This is a genomic window from Streptomyces sp. NPDC002701, from assembly GCF_042889045.1.
In the GTDB taxonomy this organism is placed as follows: domain Bacteria; phylum Actinomycetota; class Actinomycetes; order Streptomycetales; family Streptomycetaceae; genus Streptomyces.
Genome location: NZ_JBIAQL010000010.1, coordinates 15,993 through 34,843 on the forward strand (window position 1 = coordinate 15,993; position 18,851 = coordinate 34,843).

Here is an 18,851-nt window from a genome sequence, read left to right on the forward strand (position 1 = left end):
GGTCAGTCCTCCCCGTCCTCGCCGAGCGCGTCCCGCCAGGCGGGGGCGGCCGGGCCGCCGCGCTCCTTGTCCTCGTCGTCGTCGCGCAGGACCTCGGGTCCGAAGATCCGTTCCCAGTCCAGCTCGAAGCCCTTCAGCTCCGGCACGTTGCTGCTGGGCTCGGTGAAGGGCGCCATCGCCTTCATCACGTGCCGGTTCATCTTCACGCGTGCCGCGTTGGCCGCTTCCAGGACGCTGGCGGCCAGTTCCTGCGGGGACATGTCGCGGTACTTGTTCTCCAGGAACTCGATCCCGGCGAGCTCGCCCTGCGGGCCCACGGTGGCGCGGACCGCGCGGTCGGAGGAGAGCACCGCGAACGACGCCTGGCGCAGCTCGCGCTCGGTGCGCGCCACCGCCTCCTGGGCGGCCTGGAGTTCGGCCATCGCCTTCTCCAGACGCTTCTCCAGCGGTTCCGTCACGCCCGCACCGCCCTTCTCCGTCGCTCTCCGCACGGATCCGTCGACTTTCCCGCTGATCTTGCCTGGTGGGGGCGTGGTCGGGGAAGCCGGGGCCGGGTGGGATTCGTCTCTCCCCCGAGGTCGTGCCGGGCCCGCACGGTGGTCACCGGCCGATGACGGCCGGGGTGCCGCCCTCCTCGGTGCCCCACACGTCCTCGTCCTCCTCCAGGAAGTCGGCCGAACTGGTGACCCTGCGGCCAGGCTGCGGCTCCTCCTCGGAGGGGTCGCCGCCGCCGGTGGTCGTCACCCGGGCGGCCGGGGTCAGGAAGGTGTCGTTGTCCTCCTGGCGGTTCCACGGGCTGCGGCGACGGCGGTTGCGGCGCTCGCTCTCCTCCGCCGCGTCGACCAGGACGGCGCGCACCCGCTCGCCGTTGCCCTTCTCACCGCCGGCGCCCATACCGCCCATGCCGCCGCCCATCGGCATGCCGGGGCTGCCGGGCATGCCGGGGGCTCCAGGGACGCCGGCCGCGGAGTTGGCGGCCGTGGCGGCGGTCAGCGGGGAGCCCGCGCCGTCCGAGAGCGGGGCGACACCGGTCCCCTGGAAGTCCGAGGACAGGGAGTCCGTGCCGGAGAGGCCGCCGCCGTAGGACCCGCCGCCGGTGCCTCCGCCGAGGCCCAGCTCGGAGAGCGGCACGTCGCGCGAGGTGGTGCCGCCACCGCCGCCGACCCCGCCGGCCCCGTCGATGTCGCCGATGCCGTTGAGGTCGCCCAGGCCGTCGAGGAGGTCCGACCTGTCGTGGCCGAGGGACGAGTTGAGGTCGTGCAGATCCACCGTCTCGGTGCGGCCCTGCGGGTCGGTGACGGCGGCGATGCCGGTGTCCGGGTCGATGACCTGCTTGCTGCCGTCGGGGAAGGTGGTGGTCAGCTGGCCGTTGTCCAGTGAGGTGAAGGAGCCGTCCGGGTTGGCGACCCTCGCGCCGTGGGTGAGGTCGGTGGTCGTGGTGGTGCCGTCCGCGTCGGTGCTGGTGAGGAGCCCGTTGTCCGGGTCGAAGCTGGACGTGCTGCCGTCGTCGAACGTCGTCATGAAGTCGCCGTCGGCGTCGAGCTGGACCTCACCGCCGGTCGGGGTCTCCAGGGCGGACCCGTCGGCGTTGAGGCCGTCGAGGTTGCCGAGCGACTCCGTCGTCACCTCGGAGTCGATGTCGCCCAGGTCGTTCAGGTCGTTCAGGTCGTTCAGGCTGTTGCCGAGGTCGTTCAGGCTGTTCTGGCTGTTGAGGTCGCCCAGGCTGCCCAGGTTCTCGGTCGTGGTGGTGCCATCCGGGTCGGTGGTGACCGCCTGGCCGGTCGACGGGTCGACGGTCTGGGTGGTGCCGTCCGGGAACGTGGTCGTCAGCTTCCCGTCGTCGCCCAGCGAGGTCACCGAACCGTCGGGGTTGGTCACCTTCAGGCCGTCGCCCAGGTCGGTCGTGGTGACGTTGCCGTCCGGCGAGGTGCTGGTGAGCAGCCCGCTGTCGGGGTCGAACGAGGTGCTGCTGCCGTCCGGGAAGTCGGTGGTCAGCTCGCCGGCGTTGTTCAGCTGGGTGTTGGTTCCGGTCGGGCCGTCGAGCACGCCGTCGCCGTTGACGCTGCCGTTGAGGTCGGTGAGGCTGCCCAGGTCGGTCGTGGTGGTGCTGCCGTCCGGATGGGTGGTGATCGCCTGGCCGGTGGCGGGGTCGACGGTCTGGGTGGTGCCGTCCGGGAACGTGGTCGTCAGTTTCCCGTCGTCGCCCAGCAAGGTCACCGAACCGTCGGGGTTGGTCACCTTCAGGCCGTCGCCCAGGTCGGTCGTGGTGACGTTGCCGTCCGGCGAGGTGCTGGTGAGCAGCCCGCTGTCGGGGTCGAAGGAGGTGCTGCTGCCGTCCGGGAAGTCGGTGGTGAGCTTGCCTCCGTCGCTCTGCGTCTTGCCGCCGGTCGGGGTGTTGAGGGCGCCGCCCCCGGCGTTCAGCCCGCCGAGGTTGCCGAGGCTCTGGGTGACCGGCCCCAGGTCGGTCTCGCCCTGGCCGTTGCCGGTGCCGTTGACGTCCCCGATGTCGCCCGGGCTCTCGGTGGTGACCGCGTTGTTCTGGTTCAGCAGGTCGTCGAGGCTGCCGAGGTTCTCGGTGGTGACCGCGTTGGGGTCGTCGAGCGCGCTGTTGGGGTCGTTGAGCACGCTGTTGGGGTCGTTGAGTCCGCCGAGGCTCTCCTCCACGGCCTTGGCCTGCTCCTCGGCCTCGCGCTTGGCCTCCTCCTGCTCGCGCCGCTGCTCCTCGCGCAGTTCGTCCGCGTACTTCTTGTCCTCGTCGCGCTGCTGGTTCTGCTCGTTGCGCAGCTCTTCGGCCTCACGCTTGGCCTCGTCCTGCTCCGCCTTCTGCTCGTTGCGCAGTTCCTCGGCCTCACGCTTGGCCTCGTCCTGCTCCGCCTTCTGCTCGTTGCGGAGCTCCTCCTGGTACTTCTTGTCCTCCTCGCGCTGACGGTTCTGCTCCTCGCGCAGCTCGTCCTGGTACTTCTTGTCCTCTTCCCGCTGGCGCTCCTGCTCGGCGCGCAGCTCCTCCTGGTACTTCCTGTCCTCCTCGCGCTGACGGTTCTGCTCCTCGCGCAGCTCGTCCTGGTACTTCTTGTTCTCCTCGTTCTGCTTCTCGAGCTCCTCCTCCGCCTCCTTCGCCTTCTTCTCCTCGTACTCCTCCGAGGCCGTGCTGGTCGACTTCGGCTTGGGCACGTTGTCCGCGAAGTCCTCGCCGAGGTCGAGGAAGTGGTTGTTCAGGTTGGACTGCACCGTGGCCGCGGGCTTGCCCAGGTACTCGGCGACGCCCTGGCTCCAGACCTTGACCGCCTTGTCGCCGACCTTGGCCCAGTTGGCGATGTCGGTCAGGTCGCCGTACTCGGGGTGCGTCTGGGTGAAGCCGCCCTGCGGGCTGTGCCTGACGGTCGTGCTGTAGCGGGTGGTGGTGGACGTGATGTCCGTCTTGGCGACGTTGTTCGCGTCCACCCACTGGGCGAGGTCGTCCAGGACGTAGCGCAGTACCTGGTGCGGGTCGTAGTACGGGGACTTGGCCCAGGCCAGCCAGGCGTCCAGCAGCTTGCTCGCGGCGTCCTCCAGATACTTGCGGCCCAGCGACAGGGCGCGCGAGTACACCGTGTTGCCGGTGCCGGTCTCGTCGCCGGTACCGGCGGAGGAGTCGAAGGTCTCGATGTAGGCGTCGTAGTTCTCGCGGATCTTCGTCAGCAGGCTGCGGAAGACGTCCGCCGCCTCGCCCTTCCAGCTCGCGTCGTCCTTGCCGAAACGGTCCTCCCAGTCCTTCAGGACGATGGCGTGGTCCCGGAAGAACTTGGCGGCGTAGTCGAAGGACTGGCCCGTCGTGTTGAAGGAGTTCAGGTCCACCGCGTCACTGCCGCCCACGCCCAGGTTGCTGAAGCGGGCGTTCTGGGTGCCGCCCCTCAGCAGTTCGAGGAGCGCCGTCCGCGGCCCGTTCATGTACCGGGCGAGCGGGATGGTGGACATCTTGTCCTTGTTGTAGTCCGTGAACTCGTTGCCCTCACGGACCTGGGCGTCGTTGACGTTGTCGGAGCCCGGGCCGGCGAAGATGATCTCCTCGCCCGCCTTCACGCGGCCCTCGAACACGATCCGGGCCTGCATGATCTTCGTCTTCTTGCCGCCGTCGAAGAAGAAGATGTCGTAGTCCTCGCCGCTGTTGGTCAGGAACCCGGAGTCCTTGACCATCAGGCTGAGGCTGCGCTCCTTGATGTCCATCCGGAAGAGCTTGCCGCCGTGATCGGAGCGGAGCGTGTCGAAGATGGTGTTGCGGTCCGGCACGGGATAGCCGGTGATGTGGGTGACCAGGGTGGCCCAGGTGTCACTCGACGGGTCGCCGGCGTTGTCGAACTTGTCGAGGTTGGTGCCGGAGTTGGGGTCGTAGCGATCGGCCACCGGGCGCCCTTTCTGGTCGGTTGTCGTCCTCGCCGGCGCACCGTGTCTACGTACGGGTGCGCGGGCGTGTGTGTCCTACGGGAGCGCGCCGGCCGGCCGTGGCCACCGCCGGCACGGGCGGGGTCAGTCCTCTTCCTCTTCCGTGCCGCCGGCGGTGAGGGTGTCGACCTCTTCGAAGGTCTGCAGCAGGGTCTGCGCGTCGATGGAGTCCAGGTTCTTGTTCTTGGTCTTGTTGGCCTCCTCGATGGTGTCCGAGAGGGCCTCCTTGAGCTCCTTGAAGAGGTCCATCTGGTCGCCCAGCAGCTTGTCGATGGCCTCCGCCGTGGTGCGGATGCCCTCGATCAGCTTCGGTCCCGAGACCAGGGGCTCGGTGGCCATCTTGCCGATGCGCAGGAGCTGCTGGTTCTGGTCGAGGTTGTCCGGGGTGGTGTGCCCGTCGACGAGTTGGCCGAGCGGGCGGATCGTGGACCCGTCGCCCTCTTCGCGGTGCTTCTTGGCGGCGGTGTAGACCGGCTGTACCTCGTTGTCCCGGAAGTTCTCCATCTGCTTGAGGTCGAAATGCTTGACGTCGGCCTTCTCACCGGCCATGGGACGATCTCCTGCTGCTTGGTTGCCGGACGGGGATACGGGACGGCCCGGTGGGCACGGCCGCGACCGTCCGCACGGGGCTGCCATGCGGACGGTCCGGCGCCCTCGGATCAGACGGGCCGGCGGGCGCGGCCCTTAACGGGCCCGCACGTTGCCCCAGTTGTCGGCGCTCTTGCGCTCGTCACGGGAGTGGTTGTCGTGGATGGTCCGGATCAGCTCACCGTTGTCGCCGAGCAGTCGCGCCATGTTCTTGGTGGCGTTGTCCCACTCCGCCTGGACCACGCGGTACTGCTCCTGGTCCGCGCCCTCCCAGGTGCTGACGAGCGGCTTGAGCTCGTCCTCCAGGTTGTTGAGGGTCGTGATGATCCCCTGGGTCTGCTCCATCAACTCCTCGATGGCCTGCTGAACCTTGGGGTACTGCACGTCAATGATGCCGTCGGCCATGACGTCTCCTCTCGAAGGCCGGGCGCCGGGCCCGGGAAACTCACGAAGTCCGGCCCCGCACGGGATGGGGCCGGTACCGCCGGGTGGTTCAGCGCAGCGCTTCGAAGACGCCCTGGCTGGTCTTGCTGTTGAGGACCTCGGTCAGGTCCTGGTTCTCCTTCGCCAGGCGGTTGGCGGAGGTCACGTTCTCCTGGAGCGCGTCGATCATCGTGCTGATCTGGACGACGACCTTCTGTGCCTCGGTGTTCCAGCTGCGGAAGAGCTTCAGCAGGGCCTGGCCCTCGTCGCCGCCGACGCCCGAACGCGCGGCGATCTGGGCAACGTTGTCCTGGATCTTCTCGACCTGGTTCCGGGCCGACTCCAGAGAGGAGACGCCCCCCAAGCCCTTGGCATAATCCGCTTTCCTCGCGGCACTGTCCGCCATGTCACGCTCCCTTCGTTCAGGCGCGTCTCGTCGCACCGTTGCCCGCTGAGGCTAAAGAGAAAACAGGGTTCCGCGCAACGCGTGCAGGGAAGATGTGAGCAACAGCCGCTCCGGAAGAATTCGCCTGTATGGCAACGGAGTTGTGCGAACGTTGCAGTGAGATGAACAGGCGTGCCCGAACACGGGCACGCCGGACCGGAGCCGTCCACGGGTTACGGCGGAGCGGGCGGAAAGCGGGCACGCGGAGAGACCGAACGGTCACGAGGAAGAACCGTGCCCGGCAATGTGCGTACACCCGCCGGATTCCGCCCGGCGGGCGTCGGCCTCAATGCTTGAGCTTTTGCTGAGGTTTCTGTCTTCGTATCCGCTCGGCGTTTTACCGCGCTCGCCCTTTTCCTTCTTCCTTTCCCGGGCACGGTATGCGCTCCGGGCCGGGAACGGCAGGTGGTGTCAGCTCTGTGGAACGGTGGCCGCCGCGCCCTCCGTGCCCTCGGCATCCTTCGCCTGCTTCACGCCCTCCGTGCCTTTCGGGTCCGTCTTGTCGGCGGTGCCGCACTCCGGAGCCGTCACCCTGGGTTCGGTGGCACCGGCCGCGGCGGTGGCGTCGAGGTCCGCGCCGGTGGGGAGGGCGGCCAGCAGCGGTGCCGGGACCGAGCCGATGTCCCCGGCCTCGTACCCGAGTGCCGCCAGCGACTCCTTGGCGGAGACGCGGTACTTCACACCGTTCTCCGCCACCAGGTAGGTGGTTCCGGCGTGCGCGGCGCCGCTCGCGTGCAGGGCCCTGACCAGGGCGCCGTGCCCCGGGCGCACCACCGTGGCGTCCGTCGGGACGCAGGCCGGTTCGAGCGGCTGGGCGGTGCCCTCCGACACCGCGACCGGGGCGAGCCGGGTCAGCGGGACCAGCACCGACCTGATCCGTACACCGCCGTTGTCGCCGTCCACCTGTGCGCAGAGCGCGGTGCCGCGCTCCGCGGACTGCGGGAGCGGCGGCGCGTCCGGCAGCTCCGCGGATCCGCCGGCGTCCGCGTCCTTGGCGCGGTGCTCGCGCAGCGCGTCCGCACCGACCGTGCGCACCTCGGGCGACCGGCCCCGGTAGGCGTCCTTCTGGGTGGCCGGGTCGCCCAGCACCAGGGCGGCGCCGAGCCGGGTCAGCGGCACCAGGCCGTCCTCGCGCAGCAGATGGTAGGTGCTGCCGCCGCCGGGCACGCTGACCTTGAACAGCTGGCCGATCCGGCTGGCCTCACCGCCGAGTTCGGGACCCTCGTCGCCGCGTCCCGGCACCGCGGGCGGTTTCAGGGCGGGGCCGGGCGCCAGCGCGTCGAGGAAGGCCGCGGAGACCCGCATCGGCTGCTGGGAGCCGTAGCCGAGGGCGTTGCGGGCGTCGGACGCGCGGTCCAGCGGCAGTCTGCTGCCCCGCCACACCAGGTACTCGGTGCCGTCCGGGCCGCGTACCAGCACACTGCGGTCGCGGCCGATGCCGCGGGAGTCCAGGGGCGTCCCGGCGGCCACGGTGGTGGCCCCCGGTTTGTCCACGCCGCTGGTCGTGACGGCGCCGGAGGTGTCGGGCAGTGCCCCGTCGGGGCCGGTGACGCACATGTGCCAGGCACCGTCGTCGAGCTGTTTGGCCCCGGGCACGACGTCCGGGGCGCCGGGGATGCCGACCGGGGCGCCCACCGGGACACCCTCGAGCGAAGGGGTGCGGACGTCCGCGGTCGCCAGGTCGGAGCCGCCGATCAGCTTCGCCGAGGCGTAGTTGCGCACGGGATGCAGTACGCCGTCGGTGCCGGTCCACAGGTACCGGGCGCCGGTGTCACGGTTGACCACCAGGTGCTTGCCGTCGCGCCAGCCGTCGTTCCCGCCGGGGCGCAGCAGGCCGTATACGGTGGCGCCCGCGCCGATCAGGACGGTGACCAGGACACCGAAGACGACCCCCCGGGTGGTGCGCCCGAGCGGGCTCTCCGGGGCGTCCGGGTCGGCCGTCAGCAGGCTCGAACTGAGCCTGCCCATCATGAACGTGTGGGCGTGGACCTGGTCTCGTTTGGACTGCACGGCCTCTCCTCAACTCCTTCTCCATGCCGCGGCGTAGCCATTGGTGCTGCTCAGCCGAACAGGCCGCGCAGCCAGCCGAAGAGCCCCGCCGCCCAGAGGGCGAGCGGCAGCAGCGCCACCGCGAAGCCGGTGTGCGCGAGTTCCGCCGCGCGGCCCCAGTACGGCAGCATCCGGCGGCCGGGCACCGTCCAGGCGGCGATCACCAGGGCGGCCGCGGCGCCGAGCAGCACCGCGAAGACCACCACGCGGACGTCGCCGCCGTCGTCCGCGGCCCAGGCGCGGGCGAGCAGCAGCAGCCCCCAGACACCGGGCACGGCCAGGGTCAGCCGCTGCCCGATGTGCACCAGGCCACGGCAGTGCAGGAGCAGCAGCAGGCTCAGCCCGACGGAGGTCAGCACCTCGGGCAGGTTCGGGTCGTCGGTCAGCACGACCAGGGCGGCCGCGGCGACGATCCCGGTGGAGGCGAAGAGCGCGGTGACCCAGCGCCCGGCCAGCTCGGTGCGCTCGGCGACCTCGTCGCCCGCGTAGGGCTCGATGCCCTCCTGGAGCTGGGCCGCGGAGGACGGCAGGGCGGGTAGCCGCATCCCGGCCAGTTTGAAGGCGAAGGGTGCCACCGCGCCGGCGGCGAGGGCGACCACGGTCGCCACCAGCGCCACCGAGGCCGGCACGTCCAGGCCGGAGTACCCCATCAGGGCGCCGGCGATCGCGGTCGCCACCGAGACCAGCGCGGTCGCGAAGAGGGCCGGGGCGCCGACCGCGGTGGCGGCGAGCGCGAGGACCGCGCCGCCCGCTCCGGCCGCGCCCGCCGCGAGGAGCCGGGCGCCCGCGACCTGGGCGGCGTCGGGGCCGGTCAGGTCACCGCCCGGCAGCAGCCAGCCGGCCAGCGCCAGGCAGGGCGCGACGAGCAGGGCGAGGGCGGTCGCGGAGAGGCGGTCGCCGACCGCGCGGCTGGCGGAGCCCGCGCCCGCGAGCAGCAGCAGCCCGGTGACGGCGGCGAAGACGACCTGGGTGGACTCGGAGGCGGTCGCGCCGGGCCAGAGCACCAGTGCGAGGGCGGCCGCCACGGTCGCCGCCGCGGTGCCGACCAGGAGTCCGCGGGCCGCTCCGGGGTGCCAGGTGTGCAGCTTGCGGGCCGCGGTGTCGGCTATCCCGTCCACCAGGTCGTCGAGCCGGGCCTCGGGCAGCGCCTCGGTGTGCGGGCGCAGATAGAGCACGGCACCGTCGGCGAGCCCGGCGTGGTCGAGGGTGGTCTCCTCGTCGAGCGGGGCGTCGCCGAGCTGCTGGAGCACCCAGCCGGCGTGGTCGAGACCGGCCTCCTCGGCCTCCTCGCCCACGTAACGGAGCAGCGTCGGCAGGAGGTCGGCGACCGGCACGTCGGCGGGCACGGCCAGATCGACGGAGACGCTCGGCGCACGTACGGTCAGGCGGCACAGCTCGGCCACCGCACTGTCGGTCATCAGCTGAACTCTCGTCTTCCGTGGGGGCTTTGACAGGAGGACTTCCCCGGGAGAGGGGACCTGCGAAGAGTACGGAAGGCCGACGCGTCCCGGAACGGGGGGTACCGGGAAGGGAAATTGGTGTCCGCGCGGCCGGCGACCTCCTCTGCCACGTGGACAGGTCGCGTTCCGTGAATGCAGACTAGCGCCTACGCCCGCCGGATCGTGCTGCGGACCGGACGCATTGTCCGGTATGGAGTTGTCCTTCACGGGAGTTACCCGCGGCGGCTGTCCGCGCGAAACATTCACCCCGGCGTGAACCGCGTCGTGCGGCACCCGGAGAATCGGCTCGGTGCGGTCCTTTCCGTCACCGGGCGTGCCGGTATTCGGCGCGGGCCACAAAGGCAGTGAGACCGGAGGTTCTGTTCCTTGAGTGTGGTGCTGTTTCGCCGCCCGGCCCGCAGACGCGGACCGGAGATGCCCGAGGGTCAATTGACCCTGCAGGAGCCACCGGTCCTCGCCGAGACCGTGCCCGACACCTCGGCGATATGGACCTATTTGCCGATGGCGCTGATGTCGGTGTCCATGATGCTGATGTTCCTGCGCCCCGGCGGCGGGAACGGCGTCTTCATGTATCTGGCGATGGGCGTCATGGCGCTCTCCGCCGGTGCCATGCTGCTGGGACAGCTGATGCGCCGCTCCAGCGAGCGCAAGCAGCGCCTGAAGGGCGAACGCCGCGACTACCTCCGCTATCTGGCGCAGATGCGCAAGCGGGTCCGGGCCACGATCGTGGAGCAGCAGCGGGCGCTCGCCTGGCGCCACCCGGACCCCGCCTCACTGCGCTCGCTGGCCCGCACCTCGCGGCTGTGGGAGCGCCGGCCGGCCGACGAGGACTTCGGTGAGGCCCGGCTCGCGGTCGGCGAGCAGCAGCTCGCGCTCACCCTGCAGCCGGTCTCCACCCGGCCGGTGGAGGACCTCGAACCGCTCTGCGCGCACGCCCTGCGCCGCTTCATCCGCGCCTACTCCACCGTCCCCGAGCAGCCCCTCGGCCTGTATCTGCGCTCCTCGGCGCGGATCCTGCTGCGCCCCGAAGAGACCGGTGAGCCGGCCGCCGAGCCGGGGGTCCCGCCGGCCGGGGAGACGGGCGGTGCGCGGGCCGGGGGCGCTGCCCCGGTGGAGGACCCGACCGACTCCGTACGCGCGCTCGTGCGTGCCGCGCTCGCCCAGCTCGCGGTGTTCCACGCGCCCGAGGAACTGTGGATCGCGGCCTGTGTCAGTGACGAGCGGCGCCCCGACTGGGAGTGGGTCAAGTGGCTGCCGCACGCGCTGCACCCGCACGAGGAGGACGGCGCGGGTCAGGTCCGCCGGATCACCGCCGACCTCACCGAGCTGGACGACCTGCTCGGCGCCGAGTTCGCCGAGCGTCCCGGCTTCGACGCGGATGCCCGCCCCGGCCGTGACGAGCCCTACACCGTCGTCGTCCTGGACGGTGTCACCGTCCCCGAGGGCCACCGCTGGGAGGGGCACGGCTACCGCAACGCGGTGGTCCTCGACGTCTCCGGGGCGCTGCGCTGGCGGCCCGGCCGCAACACCCTGCGGCTGACCGCCGGCCCCGACCGGGTGAGCCTGGTGCGCACCGACCGCAGCCGCAAGGAGCGTTCCGTGCCGCTCGGCCGCCCGGACCGGCTCGGCTCGCTCGCCGCGGAGTCGCTGGCCCGGCTGCTCACGGCCCGCCGGATCAGTCTGGGCACCGACATCGCGCAGCCGCTGGACAGCGACGTCGAACTGACCACCCTGCTCGGCATTCCCGACCTGCACCGGCACGACCCGGCGACCCTCTTCGCCAAGCACACCGGCGCGGCGCGGCTGCGGGTGCCGGTGGCGGTCGGGGTGGACGGGCGCCCGGTGGAACTCGACATCAAGGAGTCCGCGCAGGGCGGCATGGGCCCCCACGGCATGCTCATCGGCGCCACCGGCTCCGGCAAGAGCGAGCTCCTGCGCACCCTCGTCCTCGGCCTGGCGTTGACCAACTCCTCCGAGACCCTCAACTTCGTCCTGGTCGACTTCAAGGGCGGCGCCACCTTCCTGGGCCTGGAGGAACTGCCGCACACCTCCGCCGTCATCACCAACCTCGCCGACGAGGTGGCGCTGGTGGAGCGCATGCAGGACGCCCTGCACGGTGAACTCATGCGGCGCCAGGAGCTGCTGCGCTCGGCCGGCAACTACACCTCCGCCCTGGAGTACGAGCGGGCGCGGGCGGCGGGGGCCGACCTGACCCCGCTGCCGAGCCTGTTCGTGGTGGTCGACGAGTTCAGTGAGCTCCTGTCCACGCACCGGGAGTTCATGGACCTGTTCGTGATGATCGGCCGCCTCGGCCGCTCCCTCGGGGTGCACCTGCTGCTGGCCTCCCAGCGCCTGGACGAGGGCCGTATGCACCAGTTGGAGAGCCACCTGTCGTACCGGGTCGGCCTGCGGACCTTCTCCGCCATGGAGAGCCGCGGGGTACTCGGTGTGCCGGACGCCTACGAGCTGCCGGCCCAGCCCGGCAGCGGCTACCTGAAGTCCGGCGTGGAGTCCCTGACGCGTTTCCGGGCCGCCTACTCGTCCGGCACCTACCGGCGGCGTACCGGCGCGGTGGTGCAGGCCAGGGTGGCCAGCCAGGTGGTGCCGTGGACCAGCGGCTGGGTGGTGCCCCGCACGCTGGAGGCCGCGCCCGAACCGGAGCCGGAGAAGGAGGAGTCCGAGGAGGACGCGGAGACGCTGCTCGCCGTGGCCCTCGACCGGCTGCGCGACTCGGGCCCCGCGGCCCACCAGGTGTGGCTGCCCCCGCTGGACGAGCCGTCCCCGCTGGACGCCCTGCTGCCCGGCATCGCCCCCGACCCGGAGCGCGGTCTGACCGCCACCGGCTGGTCGGGCACCGGCAGGCTGCGGGTCCCGGTCGGTCTGGTGGACAAGCCTTTCGAGCAGCGCCGCGACCCGCTGATCGTGGACCTCTCCGGGGCGGGCGGCCACGTCGCGATCGCGGGTGGTTCGCAGAGCGGCAAGTCCACGCTCACCCGCACCCTGATCGGTGCCCTCGCCCTCACCCACACCCCGGCCGAGATCCAGTTCTACTGCCTGGACTTCGGCGGCGGCGGTCTCTCGCAGCTCGCCGCGCTGCCGCACGTCGGCGGTGTCGCGGCGCGGCTCAACCCGGAGCGGGTGCACCGGGCGGTCGCCGAGGTGATGACGCTGCTCGCCCGGCGCGAGCAGTTCTTCGTGGACCACACCATCGACTCCATGCAGTCCTACCGCCGCCGCCGGGCCGCCGGGGAGTTCCCCGACGAGCCGTTCGGCGACGTGTTCATGGTGGTGGACGGCTGGTCGACGGTCCGGCAGGACTACGACGACCTGATCCCGAAGTTCAACGAGCTCGCCGCCCGCGGCCTCAACTACGGCATTCACCTGCTCATCACGACGACCCGCTGGGTGGAGCTGTCCGCCCAGGTCCGCGACCAGTCGGCCACCCGCCTCGAACTGCGGATGGGTGACCCGATGGACTCCGAGATCGACACCCGCAAGGCCCGCTCGGTGCCGCGCAGCGGTGGTCGCGGCATCACCGCGGACAGCAAGATGCACTTCCTCGCCGGTCTGCCCCGGCTGGACGGCAGCGGCTCCCTGGAGGACCTCGGCGAGGGCGTCGCCCACCTGGTGACCGAGGTGGCCCGGCACTGGTCCGGGGCGCCCGCCCCGCAGGTGCGGATGCTGCCGCACCGGCTGCCGCTCGCCGAGCTCCCCGCGCCCGAGTCCACCGAGGGCGGCGGCATGCGTCTGCCCCTCGGCATCGACCAGGACGCCCTGGAACCGGTCTGGCACGACTTCAGCCGCACCCCGCACCTGATCGTGGTCGGCGACACCGAGAGCGGCAAGACCAACCTGCTGCGCGGCGTCACGGCGGGCATCACGGCCCGCTACTCCCCCGCCGAAGCGAAGATCATCGTGGTGGACTACCGCCGCACCCTGGTGGACACCGTTCCCGAGGAGTACCGCATCGGGCACGTGATCTCCCTGGACAACCTCAAGGAGACCATCGAGGGCGCGGCCCGGGCGATGAAGACCCGGGTCCCCGGTGCCGACATCGCGCCCAGCCGCATGCGCAAGTGCGACTGGTGGACCGGGCCGCGGCTGTTCATCCTGATCGACGACTACGACATGGTCTCCGGCAGCTCGTTCCAGAGCCCCATGGAGCCGCTCTTCGAGTATCTGACGCTCGGCTTCGAGATGGGCCTGCACCTCGTCGTCGCCCGCAGTGCCATGGGCGCGGGACGCGGTCTGAGCGACGGACTGATCCGCCGCCTCGACGAGGCCAACAACCCGGCCGTGCTGCTCTCCTGCCCGCCCACGGAGGGCCGCCTCTTCGGCAACGCGAAGCCGCGCAACCTCCCGCCCGGCCGGGCACTCCACATCGCCCGCCGCCGGGCGAGGCTGATGCAGACGGCACTGGTGGAGGAGCCCCAGGCCAGACCCGACTGAGGACACCCTTTCCCCACGAAGAAGCGGGGGCCACCGCAAGGAGCCCCCGCTTCCGCCCAGCGCCCCACACGGTCCTGCCTAGCCAGCACACGGGCAAGGCGCACCCTGCCTTCCAGGGACGCGGGGAACGGCGCAGTCCTCCGCCTTTCAGGGACGCGGGGAACGGACGCGGTCCTCTCCGCCCTTCCGGGGCAGGGCGCAGCCCGCCCTGCAGGGGCGCGGGGAACTGCGCGCCCAGCCCCCACCGCCCCGCAGGCAGCCGACAACCCGCAGCCGGTGCCCTTCAGTCCCCGACTCAGTCCCCGACTCAGTCCTCGACGGATCCACCCGTCGAGGACCCCGTTCCGCCGGCCGCCGCCGGCCGCCACCCCCGCGCCCGGGCCCGGGGAAGGGCGAAGGCCGCCCACAGGACGGCCAGCACACCACCGGTGCCGAGGAGCACGAAGAGCGTCGCGCGCTCGGTCGCGCGGTCGGCGGCCGAGGTGTCACGCACGGCCACGGGCTTCGCGGCCCGCTCCGCACCGGCGGCCGCACCCGCGTCGCCGAGGACCGTGGTGACGGCGGCGTACGGATCCAGCTGGGGGATGTCGGCCGGGTAGGCGGTCGCGGTCAGACGACGGGCGACGGCGTCGGCCGAGTCGTCCGGCCGCACGGCACGGACCGCGGCGGCCGCCCCGGCGGTGTAGGCGGTGGCCACCGAGGCGCCGGCGCCGAGGTAGTGGCCGTCGCCGCGCGGGCCGCCGGAGACCACCCCCGCACCGGGGGCGGCCAGGTCGATGCCGCTGGTGGCCGGCGCGTTGTCCGGGCGGACACCGGCGGGAAGCATGTCGGCGACCGAGAGGACCCCGGGTTCACCGGCCGGCCAGTAGGTGCGCGCCGGGATGTCCTCGGTGCCGCCGCGGGGCGGGTCCGGGGTGGCCGCGGCGATCACCAGCGCGCCCGCCCGGCGGGCGTCGGCGACCGCGCGGGTCAGCTCCGTGTCACGGCGCGGCAGGGCCGCCGCGACCGCGACGACATCGGCTCCGGCCTCGGTCGCCTCGCGCAGCGCCTGCGTGACGAGGCCGGCGCTCGCCTGTCCGCGCTCGTCGGTACCGCGCAGGGCCAGGATCTTCGCGCCCGGCGCGACACCGGTCAGGCGGGGGCCGCCGTCGCCGGCCCCGGCGATCAGCCCGGCCAGGAAGGTGCCGTGGCCGACGCAGTCGTCACCGGCGGTGCCCTCGGCGGTGACCCTGCCGTCGAGTCCGGCGGCGCCCGGGACGACGCCGGTGTCAATCAGGGCGACGGTCACTCCGGCGCCGGTGCTGTACTGGTGCAACCGGTCCAGGTCGAGGCGCTGGCGCGACCAGTCCTGTTTCTTCGCCTTCTCGCGGGACGCGGGGGTGCAGCTGACCGCGTCGGCGTCCGGATCCAGCGCGGAGGGCATGCCGGGCAGCTCCTGCCCCTTCTTCCCGTCGGCCGCGGGAAGGCGTGACGGGGGTGCCGCCTGGGCCGGGACGGCCGCGGGCAGCAGCAGCGCGGCGGCGAGACCGGTGCCGGACAGCAGGCGGGCCACCCCGCGGGCGGGCATCGTCATCGGGGAGCCGCCTTCGGGGCCGCGGACACGACGTCCTCGGGGAGCAGGATGCGCAGGTCGTCCAGGGTGGGCGTGGCCAGTGAACTGAGCCGTCCCGCCTGCCGGGTGACCATGGACTCGACCACCTGCCGGGCCAGCCGGGCGTTGCCGAAGGAGCGGTCCCGGGGCACCGAGTCAAAGTACTCCTTGAGCACGGGCCCGGTGCCTGCTCCGCACTCGTACCCCATGCTCGCGGCCTGGGCCCGCACGATCGTGACCAGTTCCTCGGAGGAGTAGTCGGCGAAGGAGATCCGGCGCGGGAAGCGGGAGGACAGGCCGGGGTTGGAGGCCAAAAAGCGCTCCATCTCGTCGGTGTAGCCGGCGACGATGACGACCACTTCGTCGCGGTGGTCCTCCATCAGCTTCAGCAGGGTGTCCACGGCCTCCTGGCCGAAGTCGGCGCCGCCGCCGCGCGGGGTGAGGGTGTACGCCTCGTCGATGAACAGCACACCGCCGCGGGCCTTCTCGAAGACCTCGCGGGTGAGCTGGGCGGTGTGCCCGATGTAGCGGCCCACCAGGTCGGCGCGGGCCGCCTCGACCAGCTGACCCCGCTTCAGGACGCCGAGCTGCGTGAGGATCTCCCCGTACAGGCGCGCGACGGTGGTCTTGCCGGTGCCGGGCGGGCCGGTGAAGACCAGGTGGTTGCTGAGCGAGGGCACCGGCAGTCCGGCGGCGGCCCGGTGGCGGGCGGTGGTGATGAGGTTGACCAGGTCCGCGACCTCGCGCTTCACCTCGGCCAGGCCGATCATGTCGCCGAGGCGGGTCAGCGGGTCGTCGGCCGGGGCCGTGGTCTCGGTGGCCTGTGCGGCGGCGGTGGCGGAGACGTCCTCCGGCAGCAGCAGCCGCAGGTCGTGCTCACCGACCTGCGGCAGCGAGGCGAGCCGGACCGCCTGTCTGTCCACCATCTCCTCGAACACCCCGCGCGCGGCACGGCCGTTGCCGAACCCGGCGTCCCGCGGCATCGCCTCGAAGTGCGCGGCCAGTGCGTCCGCCGTGCCCTCGCCCAGCTCGTACTGGTGCTGGGCGCACATGTTCTCCATGATCGCGACGAGTTCGGGGACCGCGTAGTTCTCGAACTCGACGGTGCGCGAGAAGCGGGAGGCCAGGCCCGGGTTGGAACCGAGGAAGGACTCCATCTCGCGGGAGTAGCCGGCCGCGACCACCACGACGTCGTCGCGGTGGTCCTCCATCAGCTTCAGCAGGGTGTCCACCGCCTCCCGGCCGAAGTCGGCGCCGCCGTTGCCGCTGTCCGAGGCGAGGGTGTACGCCTCGTCGATGAACAGCACGCCGCCGAGCGCCCGCTGGAAGGTCTCGGTGGTCTTGATGGCGGTGCCGCCGACGACCTGTGCGACCAGGTCGGCGCGGGAGACCTCGACCAGGTGGCCGCTGCGCAGCGAACCCAGTTCGGCGAGGATCGCCCCGTAGAGGCGGGCGACGGTGGTCTTGCCGGTGCCGGGCGGGCCGGCGAAGATCAGGTGCCGGCTCATCGGCGGGGCCGACATGCCGAGTTGCTCACGGCGCTGGGCGAGCTGCGTCAGGTTGACCAGGGTGCGGACCTGCTGCTTGACGTTCTCCAGGCCGATCAGCGCGTTGAGGGCGCCGAGCGGGCCGTCCGCGCGGTCCGGCGGGGGCGCGTCCGCGGCGCCGGACCCGGCCGGGTCGGTGTTCTCGGCGCTGCCGCTGCCCCAGGCGTCGCGTTTGCCGTTGCCGGTGCTGTTCAGGCCCTCCACGGCCAGCCGGTCACCGGGCGCGGTCTGCACCAGGCCGCCGCCCTCGTTCTCCCGGGCGAGGCAGTTCACCAGGGACACCGGCGCGGTGGACTCCACCCGGAAGCCGTCCTGGGCGCCGCCGGAGACCTCGCAGCCGCTGAGGGAGGCGAGCGCGCCCTCGCGGAGCAGGAAACCGTGTCCCTTGGGGGCGTGCACGGTGGTGCGGTTGGCGGTCAGCTCGCCGCCCGTGGCGACGACGACGCCTTCCTCGCCGGATATCTCGACGCGGAAGTCGCGGACGGTGACATTGCCGCCGTCCTCCACGACGAGACCGCTGGTGGCCGTGTCGGAGACTCCGCCGCCCGCCAGGTAGAGGGTGCTGCCGGAGGCGACCCGTACCCCCGCGCCCTTCGGCCGGACGATCTCGCAGTCCTCGACACGGCCGCGGGCGTCCTTGGCGGTCGAGATGCCGTCGCCGGAGGGTTCCATCAGGCGGGCCCGGCGCAGCAGCGGGTTGGCGCCGCCGCGCACCGCGATCGCGGGTGAGCCGCCGATCACCTCCAGGTGGTCCAGCTCCGGCGCCGAGTCCTCTTCGAGGAGCAGCCCGGTCTGGTCGCAGTCGCGCACCGTCAGGCCGGTCAGGGCCGGGGAGGCGGCTCCGGCGACCCGCAGCGCCGCGCCCTGCGCGCCGTCCACCCAGCAGTCCTCGAAGGTGCCGCGCGCCCGGTCGGTGACGAGGACGCCGTGCCCGCGGGTGCGCGAGACGCGGCAGCGGCGCAGTACCGGGTCGGTGCCCTGGGCGAGGGTGATGCCGTTCCCGGACGCCCCGGTGACGCGGACGTCCTCAAGGGTCGTCCGGCCCCCGCTGCTCAGGTGGACGCCGGTGCTGGTGTCGTGCACCACGGTGCGGACCACCGACAGGGAGGAGTTCTGTTCCAGGGCGATGGAGGGCTTGTCGGTGGAGGAGATGTCGCAGTCCTCGACGGTGCCGCGGGCGTCGCCGTTGGCGAGCAGGCCGTTGCCGCGGGCGTCGCGGACCGTGCAGCCGCGGATGCGTGCCTCGCCCTGCTCCGCGATGACCAGGCCACTGGTGCCCAGGTGCTCGAAGGTGCAGGACTCCACGGTGGTGGGCGTGGTCGAGGTGACCACGATGCCCGCGCCCTGCGAGTTGCTGACCCGGCACTCCCGCAGCGCGAGTGAACCCGTGCCGCCGGCCAGCATCGCGGTCCAGGCGGCGCCGACGATCTCGCAGCCGTCGAGGGCTGCCTGTCCGCGCCGCACGTCCACGGCGGGCAGTTCGGCGTCCCCGCCGCGCAGTGTCAGTTCGGACAGCATCACCGCGTCGGCGCGCAGCGCGATCACGCTGCCGGAGCGCGGGCGGATCTCCACCGTGCCCCGCCCTTCGGCGGCGGTGAGGGTGACCCTGGTGTTGATCACCAGGTTCTCAGCGTACGTCCCGGGCCGGACGCTGATGAGCGCGCCGGTCCGGGCGGCCGCGAGTGCCTCACCGATCGTCCGGTAGCGGTCCCGGTCCCCCGGACCGACGGTCAGTACCTGGCGCGACACGCACCAACCTCCTTGCCACGGGGGCGTCTGCTGTGGGCGCCCCCTCGTCCGGGGGCGCGTGTCGGCGAGCCGACGGTGCCATCATGCCTCGCCCTGGGGGCGGGCGGTTGCCGAGGGCGGGGTTCTCGGTC

The 18,851-nt window shown here is 72.2% G+C and carries 10 protein-coding genes; 1 reads left to right on the forward strand and 9 read right to left on the reverse strand.

All coding sequences use genetic code 11. The features are described from left to right. Positions 1-2: 2 nt before the first annotated feature. From ACFYXC_RS24855 to eccD, 7 genes are all read right to left on the reverse strand, one after another. Entirely contained in the window at positions 3-458 is a 456-nt protein-coding gene (locus tag ACFYXC_RS24855; RefSeq protein WP_388926054.1) for a YbaB/EbfC family nucleoid-associated protein, read from the reverse strand. Positions 459-600: 142 nt separating this feature from the next. Continuing rightward, a complete protein-coding gene (locus ACFYXC_RS24860) occupies positions 601-4,380 on the reverse strand; it encodes an AAWKG family protein (protein ID WP_389554087.1) in 3,780 nt (1,259 codons plus the stop codon). A gap of 123 nt (positions 4,381-4,503) precedes the next feature. Continuing rightward, positions 4,504-4,968, reverse strand: a complete 465-nt coding sequence (locus tag ACFYXC_RS24865) for a type VII secretion system-associated protein (RefSeq protein WP_389554088.1) — start codon at positions 4,966-4,968, stop codon at positions 4,504-4,506. A gap of 135 nt (positions 4,969-5,103) precedes the next feature. Beyond that, on the reverse strand, positions 5,104-5,412 hold the full coding sequence (locus ACFYXC_RS24870) for a WXG100 family type VII secretion target (RefSeq protein WP_388926063.1): 309 nt from the start codon (positions 5,410-5,412) through the stop codon (positions 5,104-5,106). 88 nt (positions 5,413-5,500) lie between these two features. Then, a complete protein-coding gene (locus ACFYXC_RS24875) occupies positions 5,501-5,836 on the reverse strand; it encodes a hypothetical protein (RefSeq protein ID WP_215089266.1) in 336 nt (111 codons plus the stop codon). A 450-nt stretch (positions 5,837-6,286) separates the two neighbouring features. Beyond that, positions 6,287-7,885 (reverse strand): type VII secretion protein EccB, encoded by a 1,599-nt coding sequence (eccB, locus tag ACFYXC_RS24880; protein ID WP_389554089.1) that lies wholly within the window; start codon positions 7,883-7,885, stop codon positions 6,287-6,289. A gap of 50 nt (positions 7,886-7,935) precedes the next feature. Continuing rightward, positions 7,936-9,342, reverse strand: a complete 1,407-nt coding sequence (eccD, locus tag ACFYXC_RS24885; RefSeq protein WP_389554090.1) for a type VII secretion integral membrane protein EccD — start codon at positions 9,340-9,342, stop codon at positions 7,936-7,938. A 456-nt stretch (positions 9,343-9,798) separates the two neighbouring features. Between eccD and eccCa the strand changes: the two genes are divergently transcribed. Beyond that, positions 9,799-13,833, forward strand: a complete 4,035-nt coding sequence (gene eccCa / locus ACFYXC_RS24890; protein ID WP_389554091.1) for a type VII secretion protein EccCa — start codon at positions 9,799-9,801, stop codon at positions 13,831-13,833. A gap of 307 nt (positions 13,834-14,140) precedes the next feature. On the opposite strand, the gene ACFYXC_RS24895 is transcribed toward eccCa, so the two are convergent. Together ACFYXC_RS24895 and ACFYXC_RS24900 are read right to left on the reverse strand one after the other, a co-directional pair. Further along, positions 14,141-15,406: a S8 family serine peptidase gene (locus tag ACFYXC_RS24895; RefSeq protein WP_389554092.1), complete on the reverse strand. Its 1,266-nt coding sequence runs from the start codon at positions 15,404-15,406 to the stop codon at positions 14,141-14,143. After that, on the reverse strand, positions 15,403-18,720 hold the full coding sequence (locus ACFYXC_RS24900; RefSeq protein WP_389554093.1) for a right-handed parallel beta-helix repeat-containing protein: 3,318 nt from the start codon (positions 18,718-18,720) through the stop codon (positions 15,403-15,405). Before ACFYXC_RS24900 ends, ACFYXC_RS24895 begins: the two co-directional genes overlap by 4 nt. Positions 18,721-18,851 lie beyond the last annotated feature (131 nt).